Below are 16,301 nucleotides of genomic sequence, written 5' to 3'. Positions count from 1 at the left end.
ATTTGACGACATATTCCGGCGCTATTCCGCAGCACGTTGCCATCATTATGGATGGGAATGGGCGGTGGGCCAAGGCGCGGCATCGGCCGCGTGGGTTTGGTCATCGCGCCGGTGTAGAAAGCGTTCGGCGGATCGTCGAAGATGCCTCAAAAATCGGCATCAAATGTCTGACACTGTATAGCTTCTCGACTGAAAACTGGTCGCGTCCTAGAGCGGAAGTCGCGGCCTTAATGGCATTGATGCGCGAGTTTATTGAGGCGGATTTAGACCGACTTAAACGCGAAGGGGTTCGCATTCGCATCCTTGGAACGCGCAAGGGCCTATCGAAAGATATCCTCCGGCTGGTCGACCGGGCTGTTTTAGAGACAGCCGAAAACACCCATTTCAATCTCAACATTGCGTTTAATTACGGTGGCCGAGACGAGATTATACGCGCGGTCCAGCGGGCCGCCGCTGATGGGGCTAACCTGCAAGAGATGACCGAAGCTGATTTCGCCGGCTATCTTGATACGGCCGATCTACCAGATCCCGACCTAGTAATTCGGACAAGTGGAGAGAAGCGCATTTCGAACTACCTATTGTGGCAAGCCGCCTATGCCGAATTTGTTTTCACGGATGTTCTTTGGCCCGACTTTGGTCGGGAAGAACTCGTCGCCGCATTAAAAGAATATACTGGCAGAAACCGACGTTTTGGTGTCTCCGAAGCATCAGAGGTGGCCTAGTGACTGATGTCGTTAAGAAAGCGCGCTTGAGCGGATTAAAACCCCGCCTTCTAACCGGGGTGATTGTTCTTCTCGTTTGTCTGCTTCCTTTCTACTTCGGCGGATATATTTGGACAGCGCTCGTGGCGATATTCTCAGCCCGAATGATGTATGAGTGGGTGCGTATGACGGACTCGGGTGCAACACCGCTTGCGTTTGGGCTCGCTATGGTCGGGCTGTTCGTCGCTCTTCTTTACGCTGTTCAGGGCCTGCCAGTCTGGGCCGTCGGCGCGCTTTTTCTTGTCACATTGGCGGCCGTTGCGGAGCGTCAATCACGCGGTGGGGCCGTCTGGACGGCCTTTGGCTTGCCTTACATCATCTTTCCTGCGGTCGTGATGATCTTATTGCGAGGGGCTGAGGTCGGGTTTGCAACACGGGGTTTCACTCAACTTAGTTTCATCATTTTGGTCGTGATTGCCGCTGATGTTGGTGCCTATTTTGGCGGATCGACGATTGGCGGGCCAAAGCTCGCTCCCAAGCTGTCGCCGAACAAAACATGGTCAGGAGCAATTTCAGGTCTTATTCTTGCGAGTATCATTGCTGTTATTGCCGGTTTGTTTATCGGATTGCCGGCTTGGGGTTCAGTTCTTCTGGCTTTGCCCTTAGTTGTCCTCTCCGTTCTTGGGGATTTGCTTGAAAGCATGTTCAAGCGGCGTTTGGGTGTGAAAGACACCGGAACCTTGCTGCCGGGGCATGGCGGTCTTCTCGACAGACTGGATAGTTTGTTGGCGGCTGTCGTTGGCGGCGCAATTCTCTTTATGCTTATCGGGGATCGGTGGCCGATCGGATGACGCGGTCTATTACGATTTTGGGTTCGACGGGTTCGATCGGGGTCAACACGCTTGACCTGCTCGGGCGTGCGGCTGTGGGCGCGTTTAAGGTTGTGGGTTTGTCCGCCAACCGAAATGTGGATTTGTTGGCACAACAGGCCATCGAATTTAAAGCTGAAGTCGTCGCGATTGCAGATCCGGCTTGCGAAGCAGACCTTCGTGAAAAACTCGCCTCTCATTCGGTCCAAGTCTTATCGGGATCCGAAGGGCTCGTTGAATTGGCTCGGCATACAGCCGACATCACGATGGCCGCCATCGTCGGCGCAGCCGGATTAGAGCCAACACTCGCAGCGGTCGGGCAGGGGAACACAGTTGCTCTCGCGAATAAAGAATGCCTCGTCTGTGCTGGGGAAACCTTCATGGACGCAGTTTCCAGGCATGGAACGACTCTTTTGCCCGTGGACTCAGAGCATAACGCCATCTTTCAGGTGCTCGATAAAGATCGACCCGAGGGCGTTCGGCGCCTCATTTTAACTGCGTCAGGCGGCCCATTCCGGGAAACCCCCTTGTCTGTCTTGAAAACTGTGTCTCGTGAAGACGCCTTGGCCCATCCGGTTTGGAGCATGGGCGCGAAGATCAGTATCGATTCTGCGACACTGATGAACAAAGGGTTGGAACTTATTGAAGCTGCTTGGCTATTCGGTCGTCCGTCGTCTGAAATTGATATTGTTGTTCACCCACAATCAATCATTCATTCCATGGTGGAATATCTCGACGGGTCGGTGCTCGCGCAGATGGGCTCTCCGGATATGCGCACCCCAATCGGCTATGCTTTGGCGTGGCCAGAGCGGATGGAAACGCCCGTTGAACAGCTAAACTTCGCTAAAGTCGGACAAATGACTTTCTTTGATCCAGACTTAGACCGGTTTCCGGCTTTACGGTTGGCGCGTGACGCATTGGAGGCGGGCGGACAGGCGGCATGTGTCTTGAACGCGGCTAATGAAGTCGCGGTTGAGGCTTTCTTGCAGGGTCGAATCGGGTTTCTCGATATTGCACATACGTGCGAACGCGCGATGGATACATTTGCAAGCCAGAGTGATTTTGGGGCTGCCCCAGAAGATATGCAGGCCGTTATTCACACGGATCGACGCGCCCGTGACACTGCTCATGGCCATATTGTAAACTTGTAAGCTCCCACCAATACAGGCAATCGCTTCTTAGGTCTGGAATCGGGCCGTTACATGTAGGTCCTAGTGCTTCTAGACATTCTCTATATCCTTCTTGCGGTCATTGTTTTCTTCACCGTTATTTCTGGGCTGATCTTCTTCCACGAATTAGGTCACTACAGCGTTGCCAGAATGTTCGGTATAAAGGTTGATCGATTTTCGATTGGCTTTGGTCGTCCTATTTGGAAGCGCACCGCCAAGTCGGGGACAACTTGGGCGATCTCAAAAATTCCGCTGGGCGGATACGTCAAATTTGCAGGCGATGCAGGGGCCGCGTCTAATCCAGATGCCGAAGCCTTGGACAAGATCCGCTCTGAACAAGGTGATGTCTCGGGCATTTTTCACTTCCGTCCAATTTGGCAGCGTGCCCTCGTGGTGCTGGCTGGCCCTGTTGCTAACTTTATTCTTGCTGCCATCCTCTTTGGCATTGCCGTACTCTGGGTAGGGACGCGTCATCCTGAAGCTTTGATCGGTAGTGTCGAGGCGGGAAGCTCTGCGGCCATGGCCGGCATACAGGTGGATGATAAGGTTGTTGGGATGGATGGTCGAGAGATCAGGGATTGGCTCGAAATGGCTCAGCACATTCAACTCAGAGGTGACACCCCGATTGATACAGTGATCGACCGCAACGGAACACTCGTTGAGCTTACGGTGACGCCGCGTATGGTCGAAGCTAAAGATTTTATCGGGGGTCGCATGACTCACGGACGTCTTGGTGTCGGCCCATCGCCTGACGCTGCGTTCGAGACCCGTCGTTACAATCCGGCGACAGCACTGATGTTTGGCACGAAACAGGTTGGCACTACGCTGTCAGCAACGGGTGGCTATATTGGGCGGATTTTCACCGGCAAAGAAGACGGAAAACAGCTGGGCTCCATTTTACGCATCGGGGCTATGACTGGTAAAGTGACGGTTGATATCGTCAAAACTGACCGTTCAGCCCGCGAAAGGCTACGAAACCTCGTTTTTATGCTGCTTAATTTAGGCGCTGGCATTTCCGTCGCATTAGGATTCGCTAATTTACTGCCGATCCCCATGCTCGACGGTGGACATCTGGTCTTCTACGTTTATGAAGCAGTCGCGGGAAAACCGTTGAGCCAGAAGAAGCAGGAAATCGGGTTCAGGTTCGGAATGGCCATTCTTCTGGGGTTATTCGTCGTCCTGACAATAAACGACATTGGCTACATCGGAAGCCTAATCTCATAACTGGATGGCCAAGAATGCGATCTCTCCACACATGGATAGAACAGCGTCTGTCGAATGCGCAGGCTGTAATTTGCCTCTCATTGGCGATGACGTTGTTATGCTTGCTGTTACCAGCGACAACTCTTGCACAACAAACACCGATCCCTGACAGTGCCGCTGCAGCGGCGGCTTTTCAGACGCCCTCACGCATTCGCACGATCCAAGTTGTTGGTAATCAGCGCGTCGAAGCCAATACAGTCGCGTCTTATTTGCTGTTCGCGCCGGGTGATCCTTATTCAGAGGATCGGATCGATCTATCGCTGAAGACACTTTATGCGACGGGCTTATTCGCTGATGTTGTTATTGACCCGCGTGACGGCAACGTCCTGATCCAAGTGATTGAAAACCCGATCATCAACCGGGTTATCTTTGAGGGCAATAAGTCGCTCAAAACCGATAAGATCAATGATGAAATTAGCGCGGAGCCACGCTCTCTCTTCACCCGCGCACAAGTACAAGAAGACGTTCAGCGTATTATCGAGCTTTACCGCCAGTCGGGTCGTTTTGGGGCGACAGTTGAACCGAAAGTCGTTGAACAGCCGCAAAACCGCGTCGATCTGATTTTTGAAATCTCAGAAGGTCCTGTCACGGGCATCAAACGCATCAATTTCATTGGGAATGCCGAGTATTCAGATCGTAAATTACGCAAAGAGATTGCAACGACAGAATCAATCTGGTGGAAATTCTTCAGTTCGAACGACAACTACGATCCGGGTCGCCTTGAGTTTGACCGTGAACAGTTGCGTACATTCTACACAAATCGCGGTTTTGCCGATTTCCGTGTTGTCTCCGCTGTGGCTGAACTGACACCAGATCAAGAAAACTTTTATGTCACCTTTACGCTTGATGAAGGCGGCGAATACCGCTGGGGCGACATTTCGGTCGAAACAGAGTTGGAAGCCCTCAATAAGAATTTCCTCAAGCGACTGGTCAATATTCAAGAAGGTGAGGTCTTTAATTCCTCACAAATTGAAACCGCCATCGATAATTTGAATTTTGCGGCTGGTACCAGTGGCTATGCATTCGTCGATATCCAACAAGACCTTCGATTGGATCGGGAAACTAAGACCGTTGACCTCGTTTTCAATGTCGTTGAGGGCCCCCGCGTTTATATCGAGAAGATTGATATCGTTGGGAATACGACGACACTCGATTATGTTATTCGCCGGGAGTTAGAACTCGTCGAAGGCGATGCGTTCAACCGAATTTTGTTAGACCGTTCGCGCAATCGGGTCAGAGCGCTCCGCTTTTTCGAAGATGTCGAAATTGTCGAAACGCAAGGGTCGTCTCCCGATCGGGCCGTTGTCGAAGTCCGCGTTAAAGAGCAACCGACAGGGGAGCTCTCCTTCTCTGCAGGTTTCTCGTCTGCGGATGCCTTCCTTGTCGATCTGTCGATTACGCAGCGAAATTTACGGGGACGTGGCCAGTTACTGCGCTTCGTGATCCGAGCCTCGTCTAACCGACGAGAAATTGACGCACGATTTACAGAGCCGCGTTTCTTGGGTCGAAATCTCGCCGGCAGTGTCGAGCTGTTCGATGTCGTGATCGACTTCCTTGAGGAAGCGGGTTTCCGATCGACCCGTACGGGTGGACAAATCGGACTTGCGTTCCCACTGACACAAAACACGAGCCTCTCGACGCGGTACTCTTTACGATCTGAATCGATTGAGTTTCCGCAAGAGAACGAATGTGATGCTGTTCTCGCAAGCTCGCTAAATAACAGTTTGTCTGCGCAAAATACCCAACTCCTATCGCTTTGTCAGCAGGTCGGTGGTCGCTTATCCTCCATTGTCGGATACACGTTTGGGTGGGACCGCCGAAATGATCCGATCACACCGACAGGTGGATTTGATTTTCGGTTTAGCCAAGATGTCGCCGGTGTTGGTGGCGACGTTCGTTATCTGCGCACAGACGTTCGGGGCAATTACTATAAGGGCTTGTTCCCAGGCGTTATCGCGACGGCTGGCCTGTCTGGTGGTTATATTCGCGGCTGGAGCGGTGATCCGGTTCAGGTCAATGATCGCTACTTTAAAGGCAACCAAGATTTTCGCGGGTTTGATAATGCCGGTATTGGTCCGCGCGTTGTGAACTTTGTCGCCGAAACGGGATCAACATTGATACCGACAGCGAGCGGCGGCGTTGATGGTCGTCAACAAGCGCTCGGGGGCAATTTGTTTGCGCTCGCTGCGGCTGAGGTGAGTTTCCCTGTTGGCCTCCCACAGCTTCTTGGGTCACTCTTCGTTGAAGCTGGGACAGTTGGCCTGCTGGATGAAGATTTCCAGTATAATATTATTGTCGATCCGGGCACGTCCGGTCTTCAATCAGGTGCCAGTTGTGACGGGGTTACTGCGTCGGGTGTGATTTGTCAGAGGACAGTTGATTCGCTTTCACCGCGCGTCACGGCCGGGGCCAGTATATTTTGGGAAAGTCCTTTCGGACCGATCCGCTTCGATTTTGCGAAGCCGCTTGTGAAACAATCTTTTGACGACAGACAGTCGTTCCAGTTTACTACTCGTACGAGGTTCTAGAATGTCTACTTTTAAAACTTTACGCCGCTCGGCGCTCAAAGCTGCTGCAGGCGGGGCTTTAGCCCTCATCGCAAGCGCCGGAGCTTTTGCTCAAAGCACCGTCCTGGTCGTTGATACGGCCAGAGTTTATACAGAAAGCCAAGTCGGTCAGCATATTGAACGCCAGATCGCATCCTTGGCGACAACGACTAAATCACAGCTTGAAGCGCAAGGTGCTCCGCTGCAAACTCGCGGTAAAAGCCTTATGACCCTGATGGATGGCAAAACACGCGAGCAAATCGCGGGCGATGCTACGCTTGTCTCCCAGCTGCAATTGCAACAAAAAGACGAACAAAAACTACAGCAGGACGCCGCGATTGCACAGCGTGAGCTGCAAATTGCTAAGTTGAAAGCGGTTCAACTCGTTGATGCGAAAGTGTCCTCAATTATCAAGAAAATGGTTGAAGAACGCAACGCCGACATCGTGCTTGATCGTGCCAATGTTATTTTTGGCGCTCCTGCGGATATTACGACAGATGTTCTGACACGGCTTAACGCTGAGATGAAAACTGTGCCCGTCACACGTGAAAAGCTTCCGCGTCAGCCGGGCTAATTGCTAGCTTACGTTACTTGATGACACGGGACGTGTTTTGGAGGGGCGGGGGACCGCCCCTTATCTAATTGTTATGATTGACCCACGCTTCTATACTCTGCGTGACGGCGGACTCTCTGTGGCGGAGCTCTGTGCGCGTCTCGATCTGGCTGCGCCAGAGGGCAGTTTCGCTGACACACTTATTTGCCAACCCGCCCCATTGGCAGGGTCCCAGCCCGGGGATGTGTGCTTTCTTGAGAGCAAACGTCACGTTGCGGCATTGGAAACTGCTAACGCCTCAGCCTGTTTTGTGCCTCCAAATTTGGCTGAACAGGTCTCGGCACGACATATTATTCCCATCTTGTGTAAGGCGCCTAAATACCAGCTTGCGCGCGCGACGGACCTCCTTGTGCAACCGTCTGTGACGCAGACAGATATTGCGCCCACGGCGGATATTCACTCGAGTGTTCATATTGGCCCCGGCGTTTCAATTGCGGACGGTGTAAAAATCGGACCTAATTCGGTCATCATGAACGCTATCATTGGGAAAGATACGACGATTGGGGCATGTACGGTTATCGGTGGGAGTGGTTTTGGTGTTGCCATAGGTCCCGCAGGTTCAGTTCTTCCTGTTCCGCACGTAGGCCGCGTCATTATTGGCGAACGTGTCCGAATTGGATCCAATGTTTGTGTTGACCGTGGTCAGCTCGGGGACACGAAAATTTCTAATGATTGCCAGATCGATAACCTCGTTCAAATTGCGCATAATTGCGTTTTAGAACGCGGATGTATTTTAGCGGGACGAGTTGGGCTGTCCGGATCCTGTCACATTGGCGAAGGCGTTATGATGGGTGGTAGTGCGGGTCTAGCCGATCATATCACTGTCGGCGCGGGTGCGCGCTTGGCGGCTTTTGCAGGCGTTATGCACGATGTCCCTGCCGGGGAAACATGGTCGGGAATTCCTGCTATGCCTATTCGCGATCATATGCGTATTGTTGCCCAAGCAAAACGGGCCATAAAGAAATGAACTATAAATTTCCTCTTGGGCGTGACGCGGTTTCAGCTTTGCTGCCACACGCGCCGCCCGCTTTACTGGTGGACCGGGTTCTCTCTTTTGACGGTAAATCGACACATGCGCAGGTTGACGTATCGCCGGAATGGGATGTTTTTCGAGGACATTTCCCGGATCGTCCTATTCTACCGGGTGTTCTGATGATCGAAATGGTGGCTCAAACGGGCGCATTGATCGGTGTATTGGGGGAAATGGTCACCAAAGGTGACTTTCTCGCTTTCACGGGTATCGACAAGGCCCGCTTTCGCTTACCAATTGTTCCTGGCGACACACTTGATCTTCACGCCGAATTGCTTGACGTGCGTCGTAATATTTACCGGTTCAAAGGCATGGCAGTTTGTAACGGGGCGCGAGCCTTAACCGTCGAGTTTCTGGCCAGCCCTCTGACATTTGACAGCTAGTTCATGAGCATCACAGTCCATCCGACCGCCATTGTGGATCCCGCTGCCCAACTCGGGGACGGGGTCGAGATTGGCCCGTTCTGCATCGTGGGCCCGCATGTTTCCTTGGGGGCACGAACCCGGCTTGTTAGCCACGTGACATTGGATGGGAACACGAAAATCGGAGCGGATTGCCAGCTTTTCCCGCAAGTTTCGATGGGTTTCCCGCCACAAGACTTTAAACATAAAGGTGGAGACAACGTCGGAATCGAAATTGGTGATCGTTGCGTCTTTCGCGAAATGGTCAACATCCACCCCGGAACGGATGTTGGTAAACCGATTACCCGCCTCGGTACTGATTGTTATCTGATGGTCGGCTCTCATATCGCGCATGAATGCCAAGTCGGACACCATGTGACGCTATCAAACTATGCGCAAGTTGGCGGGAATGTCTCAATCGGTAATTATGTGACCTTGGGCGGTGTAAGCGCTGTCCATCAACATACGCGCATTGGTGATTATGCGTTTATTGCCGGGATGGCTTTAGTGACGAATGATGTCATTCCTTATGGCCTCGTTATGGGCAATGCCGCTCACTTACAGGGGCTCAATGTTGTTGGGTTAAAACGGCGCGGATTTGATCGTGTGCAAATACACAGGCTTCGTGCGGCTTATAGACAGCTCTTCGCCTATGAAGGGACGCTCGCAGAACGGATCGAGGATGCTACCCGGCTGTACGCCGAAGAAGTTTTAGTCATGGAAATCATCGACTTTATTCAGTCGAGAAGTAATGGTCGGAATCTGACATTGCCGGACATGCGGCGCTAACCGTGGGCATTCCGCGCCACATTGGCTTGATCGCTGGCGGCCTAGATTTACCCGTAAACGTTGCCAAGTCTGTCATAGAATCGGGCGACCGTTTGACCGTGATTGAAATTGATCCGGATTGCCCAGCGGGTCAATTTGAAGGGGCGATGCGATTCCCTTTAGCTAAATTTGGTAAGGTTCTGAAAACAATGGAGAAAGCAGGCGTGACCCACGTCTGTTTGGCCGGGCACGTGGGACGTCCGGATTTCTCTAATTTCAAACCTGACCTGAGTGCCATGCGCTATTTGCCGGGCACATTGAAGGCGGCGAAAGAGGGTGATGATGCGTTGATGCGTCACGTGATGGGCATTTTTGAGACGCGTGGGTTTGAAATTGTTTCTGCCCAAACACTCTGCCAATCTCTGCTTTTAGCCGCCGGACCTGCAGGCCTGCATTCGATATCCGCTGACCAACGCGCAGACGCGCAACGCGCTATGGAAGTCGCGCAGTTGATTGGCGAGAAAGACATTGGCCAAGGCGCCGTGGTTGTGAACGGCGTTGTTCTCGCGGTTGAAGCCCAAGAAGGGACTGACGCGATGCTAGAGCGGGTCGCACAGTTACCTTCGGCGCTCAGAGGCGACGCTGTATCCCGCGCCGGTGTCTTGGCAAAACGGCTGAAGTCAGGACAGGATCGCCGTGTTGATCTACCGACGATTGGTCCGAAGACGGTCGAGCTGGCTGCAGCAGCCGGGTTGGCCGGAATCATCGCGGACGCGGGCGAGGCCTTTGTGATTGAGCGCGCAGAGACTGTCCGCTTGGCGGATGAGCATGGCCTATTTTTGGTAGGGCTCCCCAAAGGTGGGTAACCCTCCAAAGGTCGATGCACGCGCCGATGTCTTCATCGTTGCTGCGGAACCGTCCGGAGACCATCTAGGGGCCGACCTTGCGCGTGCTCTGAAAAAACAAGCCCCTTCAATACACCTCCTTGCCATAGGTGGTCCGGCTTTGGGTGGGGTAGGTTTGCAGAGCCAGATGGACATTGATGGACTCGCGATTTTGGGGTTCGTCGAAGGGCTGAAGGCCTATCGGTTTGTACTGCAGAAAGTGCGCGAAGCGACCGATATCATCTTAGAAGCTAACCCAAAATCTGTCGTTCTGATCGATAGCTGGGGCTTCATGGTCCGTGTCGCTAAGGCACTGAAAGCGGCGGGCTATGAGGGTAAAGTCATTAAGTTTGTTGCCCCACAAGTTTGGGCGATGCGCTCTGGGCGTGCAAAAATACTTGCGCGATATATTGATCATCTGTTGTCAACGCAGCCCATGGACGAGCCCTATTTTCAGGCCGCGGGCCTTGCGCAAACCTTCGTTGGGAATCCCGTTCTCGACCAGGATTACGGGGCAGGGAATGCGCAAGATTTCCGACACCGTCACGGGCTTGATCCTCATCGCCCTGTCATTGGATTTTTCTTCGGCAGCCGTCCTTCCGAGATTGACCGTGTCGGTCCCGCCATTTTGCACGCTTTGGACCGACTGGATGTCACGCATCCCAATTGCCAGCCGGTCTGTGTGATCGCCGATCCCGTCCGCCCACTAGTCGATTCTATGCTGATGGACCGAAACATTACCCGCGTTAATCAATCAGAGTTTTTGGACGCGATTGCGGCGATGAACGGCGCGCTGGCTTGTTCGGGAACGGTAACGACCCAATTGGCCACCGCAGGTGTGCCGACTGTGGTGATCTATCGATTGTCGTCGCTGACATATTGGTTTGCGATCCGGATGTTTAAACCGCGTTATATCTCACTGGTCAATATATCCGCCGATGTGAACAATAAGGCGTTAGATGAGCCGCTTATGCCGGAGTTCATTCAAGAAGAAATCATGACGGATGGGCCTGTGGATAGGCTGATGCAATTATTGGATGAGCCTAACACCGCCGCGCGTCTTCGCGCTCTATTAATACAAGAAACCCGGCGCATGGGCGCCGGGTCTGATAATGCGTCGGATCGAGCCGCAGCCGCGATCTTGTCGATGGTAAACTAGCGCGTCGCGCTTATCGTTTGCCGATTGGGACGTAATCGCGTTCTGTGGCCCCAGTATAAAGCTGCCGCGGACGGCCGATGCGTTGGCTCGGATCTTCCAACATTTCGTTCCACTGGCTGATCCATCCGGTTGTGCGCGCAAGCGAGAACAACACGGTGAACATATCAGTTGGGAAACCCAAAGCAGACAAGACGATCCCAGAATAGAAATCGACATTTGGATAAAGACCGCGTGACACGAAATATTCTTCGTTCATGGCAATCTTCTCGAGTTCCATCGCAACTTCGAGAACAGGGTTGGTGATTCCCAACTCGCCGAGAACTTCATGCGTTGTTTTACGCATGACAGTCGCGCGGGGATCCATGGATTTATAAACTCTGTGTCCAAAGCCCATGAGGCGGAACGGGTCATTCTTATCTTTGGCGCGGGCGATGAATTCAGGAATACGGTCAACCGTCCCGATTTCACGCAGCATATTCAAAGCGGCTTCATTGGCACCGCCGTGACTTGGACCCCAGAGACAGGCAATGCCTGCGGCCATACAGGCGTATGGGTTTGCGCCCGATGACCCGGCTAAGCGTACGGTTGAAGTCGAGGCGTTTTGTTCGTGATCCGCGTGAAGGATGAAAATCTTATCCATCGCTTTTTCGATCACCGGATTCACTACATAGGGCTCGGCTGGAACGGCAAAACACATACGCAAGAAGTTGCCCGCGTAAGACAGACTATTGTCTGGATACACGTGCGGCTGACCGACGCGGTATTTGTAGCAACGGGCGGCGAGAGTAGGAATTTTTGCTATAATGCGGTGAATTGCAATGTCGCGGGCTTCGTCTTCTGTCGTGTGTTGATCATCATGATAGAACCCAGACAGAGCGCCAACGGTCCCCGTTAACATGGCCATCGGGTGCGAATCGCGACGGAAGCCTTGGAAGAAGCTCTCGATTTGATCATGCAACATCGTGTGATGGGTGATTGTGTTTTGGAACTTCGAATATTGTTTATCGTCTGGAAGTTCACCATTTACGAGAAGATAGGCAACTTCAAGGAAGGTTGATTGTTCGGCCAGTTGCTCAATGGGGTAGCCGCGATAAAGGAGCTGCCCTTTTTCACCATCAATAAAGGTGATTTGGGATTCCGTCGAACAGGTCGATGTAAAACCCGGGTCGAAAGTGAAGTGACCCGTGTGCTTTGACAAGGCTCGCACGTCGATGGCGGGTTGCCCCATTGTTCCTGTGAGGACAGGAAATTCTACGGCGTCACCTCCGTCGATTGAAATCTTCGAGGTGCCGATCTGTTTGACTTTGTTTTCCATAACTCTCTTCGTTTTCAGCCCATTAGGGGGATTGCATCATCTAAGCGTGCGAGCACCTCGGACCGACCCAATAGGGCCAGTACATCGTGCAGATCGGGTGATGGGGCGCCGGCAGTAAGGGCAGCCCGAACTGGGGCGCCAATTTTGCCGAAGCCTATCTCTTGATCAGCGACGAAGTCAGAAAGAACCGTCTGTAAAGTGTCCGCCGTCCATTTCGCGTCTTCTAAAGATTCCAGACGAGATGTCAAAGCACGGACGAGAGAAGCTGTGCCCTCGCGCCGGAGCGACTTTGCCGTTTTCCCAGAAATGTCGAGCGGACGCGCATCAAATAGATATGCCGCATTGGTTGCAAGTTCGACCAAGGTTTTGGACCGCGGTCTCAGTGTCGGAAGGGCCGCCCTTATTCGCGTTGAAATTTTATCGGAGAGGGGGGCGCCGGCTTCAATTTCAAGAAAGGGTTTGGCGTAAATCAGTAGACGATCGGCTTCAATATTAGCGATATGTTGCGCGTTGATGTGATCCATTTTGTCGAAATCGAGCCGCGCCGGGGCGCTGTTTATACCGTCTAGAGAAAAGACAGCCGCGATATCAGAGTCATCGAGGAAGATTTCTTGGTCGCCATGCGCCCAACCGAGTTTAACGAGGTAGTTTCGTAACCCTGACGGCAAATACCCCATATCACGGTAAGCCTCAGCCCCGAGCGCGCCGTGGCGTTTAGAGAGCTTTTTCCCGTCTGGACCATGAATGAGCGGAACATGAGCCCAATTCGGAACATCCCATTTTAGGGATTGATAAAGTTGTTGTTGTCGTCCCGCGTTGATCAAATGGTCATCGCCGCGGATGACATGGGTGATGCCCATATCATGGTCATCGACGACCACGGCGAGCATATAGGTCGGGGTTCCATCCGTGCGGAGCAAAACAAGATCGTCGAAATTTTCGTTTTCCCAGACGACGTCCCCTTGGACTGCATCACTGATCCGTGTTTGTCCGTCAGGAACACGGAAGCGCACGACATAAGGACCATCGCCATCATTCCCGCCGTCCCGGAAAGGCGAGCGGAAAGCCGTCCCTGCGGACCGCAATTTTTCTCGCTCGGCCTCTATTTCTTCCGGTGTTAGATAGCATTTGAACGCTGCACCGCGTTCCAGAAGGGCGTGGGCGGCGGCCGTGTGAGCGGCTTGGTTCTGACTTTGGAGGACAATGTCGCCGTCGTGCGCGACGCCTAACCAAGCTAAGCCATCCATAATGGCTTGGGTAGCTTCAGGTGTGGATCGTTTGATGTCCGTATCTTCGATTCGAAGACACATTTCCCCCCCCATATTGTCAGCAAAATAGCGATTGAACAGGGCGGTTCGCGCTCCACCAATATGAAGAAACCCAGTCGGCGAAGGCGCGAAACGGGTACGGACAGGACGGGTCATGTGTTGGATCTCACGGAAGTCGCTTGCGACATTCATCGGGGCACGCTCTATGCAAGATCATGGTCGGCTTTGAAAGCCAAAACGAAAGAAGAACTGTGCTCAGACGCGGCGGGCGTCGTCTGGGGGTTGATCCCTATGTTTTGACGTTTGAAGCGGGCATCATTGCTTTCGCTGTGGGCATCGCCACTTACTTTGCTTGGCCGACAGAACCTAACCCGCTTATTGGATTGGCGCTCACCATCACGGTCTTGCTGCTGCTCTGGCGAATGCCATCACTCTGGTCGGGCGTGTTCATGACAATAGCGATTATGCTGGCCGGGTTTTCATGGTCGGCCCTGCACACGCGCATCGTCTCGCCAAATCCAGTGAATATTGAGCAAAGGTTGGAAATTAAAGGCTGGGTCTCAGCGATCGATCAAGGCGGATCGATGCGGCGGTTACAGATCAATGTTACGAGTAGCGACCCTTTGCCGCGGACGGGTTTGCCTAAGCATGTACGTATCCGCGTTGGTCGTAACTTCCCTGACTTCCAGATTAGTGACGGGATAATCTTTGATACGGTCATTGGCCCGATGCCTGGTCCGGCCATACCGAATGGTTATGATCCGGGCCGCCGCGCCTTCTTTGATGGACTGGCTGGAACTGGGTTCGCTATTTCAGACGGGCAAAAGATTGACGTTGATCTGTCGCTTCGCGCGGCACTGTCTGCTCGTATTGAGTCAGCGCGACGTGAAATTGCGAAACGCGTCATGCGCGCAGCCCCGGATAAGACCGCAGGGCTTCAAGCGGCCTTATTAACGGGTATTCGCGATTACATCCCTGAACGGCAAACCGAAAGCCTGCGGGCCTCTGGGCTGGCTCATATTCTGGCTATCTCAGGCTTGCACATGGGGATGGTGGCCTTTGGGGTCTATGTTGTAGCGTCGGTCTTACTCGCCGCAATATACCGGCTTGCACGGGCGCGAGACGTGAGAAAGATTGCAGCCGTCATCGGTATTTTTGCGGCAACCGCCTATCTCGGTTTATCCGGCGCATCGGTGGCGACACAGCGCGCGTTTATCATGGTCTGTATTGCTTTTCTTGCGGTGCTTTTAGATCGTCGTGTGATCAGCCTGCGGTCTGTCGCGGTGGCCGCTCTCTTGACCCTGTTGATCCGGCCTGAAGCCTTGTTGAGCGTTGGTTTTCAAATGTCATTTGCGGCTGTCTCTGCGATGGTCGTCATATTTCGCGCGTGGCAAGACCGATGGCCGCGCCAAAAATCACAAGGATTCAGGGACCGGGTCCGTGCCTTTTATGGATCTCTTTTTGGTACCAGTTTAGTGGCGGGATTCGCGACGGGCGTGTTTGCATTGCTCCATTTTGGACGACTCGCCAATTATGGGTTGATCGCCAATATGGCCGCGATGACCGTGTTTCCAGCGGTCATGGCCTTCGGGATTATTGCGCTCCTGTTGATGCCCGTCGGATTAGAATCAGCGCCTTTACTGGCGATGAGTTGGTTGATCGAATTTATGCTGTCTGTTGCGGAATGGGTCAGTGGACTGCCGGGGGCTGTCGCAACTGTCAAAGCCAGCCAACCGTGGGTGATTGGTCTTTATGGGTTGGGTTTTGCCTTAGTCTGCCTCTCTCGACGGAAGGCGGTTCTAGCCGGTCTGTCCGGAATGGTTGTCGCGACCCTATTTTGGACGATTTCGCCGATTTACGATTTGCGGATTACAGACCAAGGCCGAGTGAGCTTAATATCGAAAGATCAGGCTGTCACGACGTCGCTGCGAGCTGATCGGTATGGTCGGGATCAATTTTCAAGAGCGAGCGGGACGCCGCGTGTTGAATGGACCAATTATCGAGATAACTTTGCCCACTGCGATGTTCTGGCGTGTCGGTTCATCGTCAATGCGGTGACAGTCTCAGTTATTGAGGAGCCCTCGGAAGTCCCGCTGGCGTGTTTAGATAGCGATATAGTTGTACTCGCCAGTCGTTCAGCCGGCCCTGTGGCGCGGCGAGCATGCCAAGCGACACTCCTCGATCACCGCGCATTGATAGCAAGCGGCGGCTATCATGTTAAAACGTCTGACCCGATGAAGATGGTTCCGATCCTGAGCGAGAATCGAAGGCGGCGTCTATGGGGGCAATAATTATCGGTCGCGATAGGAGCTGCG

General features: G+C 53.1%; 14 protein-coding genes. 12 read left to right on the top strand and 2 right to left on the bottom strand.

Annotation, left to right across the window (positions count from 1 at the left end):
• The first annotated feature begins 2 nt into the window (after positions 1 to 2).
• The 11 genes from uppS (at position 3) to IE105_RS06070 (ending at position 11,403) form a co-directional block, all read left to right on the top strand.
• A complete protein-coding gene (gene uppS, locus IE105_RS06120) occupies positions 3 to 722 on the top strand; it encodes an undecaprenyl pyrophosphate synthase (protein ID WP_233354013.1) in 720 nt (239 codons plus the stop codon).
• On the top strand, positions 722 to 1,552 hold the full coding sequence (locus IE105_RS06115) for a phosphatidate cytidylyltransferase (RefSeq protein WP_189496497.1): 831 nt from the start codon (positions 722 to 724) through the stop codon (positions 1,550 to 1,552). Before uppS ends, IE105_RS06115 begins: the two co-directional genes overlap by 1 nt.
• The gene (gene dxr / locus IE105_RS06110; RefSeq protein WP_189496495.1) at positions 1,549 to 2,721 is read left to right on the top strand and encodes a 1-deoxy-D-xylulose-5-phosphate reductoisomerase; all 1,173 of its coding nucleotides are present in this window, start codon (positions 1,549 to 1,551) and stop codon (positions 2,719 to 2,721) included. Before IE105_RS06115 ends, dxr begins: the two co-directional genes overlap by 4 nt.
• 63 nt (positions 2,722 to 2,784) lie before the next feature.
• Positions 2,785 to 3,963, top strand: coding sequence for a M50 family metallopeptidase (locus IE105_RS06105; protein WP_189496494.1), 1,179 nt, complete (start codon positions 2,785 to 2,787; stop codon positions 3,961 to 3,963).
• A 14-nt stretch (positions 3,964 to 3,977) separates the two neighbouring features.
• The gene (gene bamA / locus IE105_RS06100) at positions 3,978 to 6,530 is read left to right on the top strand and encodes an outer membrane protein assembly factor BamA (protein ID WP_233354012.1); all 2,553 of its coding nucleotides are present in this window, start codon (positions 3,978 to 3,980) and stop codon (positions 6,528 to 6,530) included.
• A 1-nt stretch (position 6,531) separates the two neighbouring features.
• Positions 6,532 to 7,122: an OmpH/Skp family outer membrane protein gene (locus IE105_RS06095; RefSeq protein ID WP_189496492.1), complete on the top strand. Its 591-nt coding sequence runs from the start codon at positions 6,532 to 6,534 to the stop codon at positions 7,120 to 7,122.
• A gap of 73 nt (positions 7,123 to 7,195) precedes the next feature.
• Positions 7,196 to 8,128 carry a UDP-3-O-(3-hydroxymyristoyl)glucosamine N-acyltransferase gene (locus IE105_RS06090; RefSeq protein WP_189496491.1) on the top strand — a complete coding sequence of 311 codons (933 nt, stop codon included), beginning with the start codon at positions 7,196 to 7,198 and terminating at the stop codon, positions 8,126 to 8,128.
• Entirely contained in the window at positions 8,125 to 8,574 is a 450-nt protein-coding gene (gene fabZ, locus IE105_RS06085; RefSeq protein ID WP_189496489.1) for a 3-hydroxyacyl-ACP dehydratase FabZ, read from the top strand. The genes IE105_RS06090 and fabZ overlap by 4 nt, the downstream gene beginning before the upstream one ends.
• A 9-nt stretch (positions 8,575 to 8,583) precedes the next feature.
• Entirely contained in the window at positions 8,584 to 9,381 is a 798-nt protein-coding gene (gene lpxA / locus IE105_RS06080) for an acyl-ACP--UDP-N-acetylglucosamine O-acyltransferase (protein ID WP_373299057.1), read from the top strand.
• Between the two features lie 2 nt (positions 9,382 to 9,383).
• Positions 9,384 to 10,226, top strand: a complete 843-nt coding sequence (locus IE105_RS06075) for an LpxI family protein (RefSeq protein ID WP_189496484.1) — start codon at positions 9,384 to 9,386, stop codon at positions 10,224 to 10,226.
• Positions 10,219 to 11,403, top strand: coding sequence for a lipid-A-disaccharide synthase (locus IE105_RS06070; protein ID WP_189496483.1), 1,185 nt, complete (start codon positions 10,219 to 10,221; stop codon positions 11,401 to 11,403). The genes IE105_RS06075 and IE105_RS06070 overlap by 8 nt, the downstream gene beginning before the upstream one ends.
• 10 nt (positions 11,404 to 11,413) lie before the next feature.
• On the opposite strand, the gene IE105_RS06065 is transcribed toward IE105_RS06070, so the two are convergent.
• Both IE105_RS06065 and gltX read right to left on the bottom strand, forming a co-directional pair.
• Positions 11,414 to 12,718 carry a citrate synthase gene (locus IE105_RS06065; protein ID WP_189496480.1) on the bottom strand — a complete coding sequence of 435 codons (1,305 nt, stop codon included), beginning with the start codon at positions 12,716 to 12,718 and terminating at the stop codon, positions 11,414 to 11,416.
• 14 nt (positions 12,719 to 12,732) lie between these two features.
• On the bottom strand, positions 12,733 to 14,142 hold the full coding sequence (gene gltX, locus IE105_RS06060; RefSeq protein ID WP_189496478.1) for a glutamate--tRNA ligase: 1,410 nt from the start codon (positions 14,140 to 14,142) through the stop codon (positions 12,733 to 12,735).
• Positions 14,143 to 14,237: 95 nt separating this feature from the next.
• Here gltX and IE105_RS06055 point away from each other — a divergent pair, with 95 nt between their 5' ends.
• A complete protein-coding gene (locus IE105_RS06055) occupies positions 14,238 to 16,277 on the top strand; it encodes a ComEC/Rec2 family competence protein (RefSeq protein WP_189496476.1) in 2,040 nt (679 codons plus the stop codon).
• The last annotated feature ends 24 nt before the right edge of the window (positions 16,278 to 16,301 follow it).

The organism is Algimonas arctica (assembly GCF_014652695.1).
In the GTDB taxonomy this organism is placed as follows: Bacteria; Pseudomonadota; Alphaproteobacteria; order Caulobacterales; family Maricaulaceae; genus Litorimonas; species Litorimonas arctica.
This window is presented reverse-complemented; position numbering and strand designations above follow the sequence as displayed.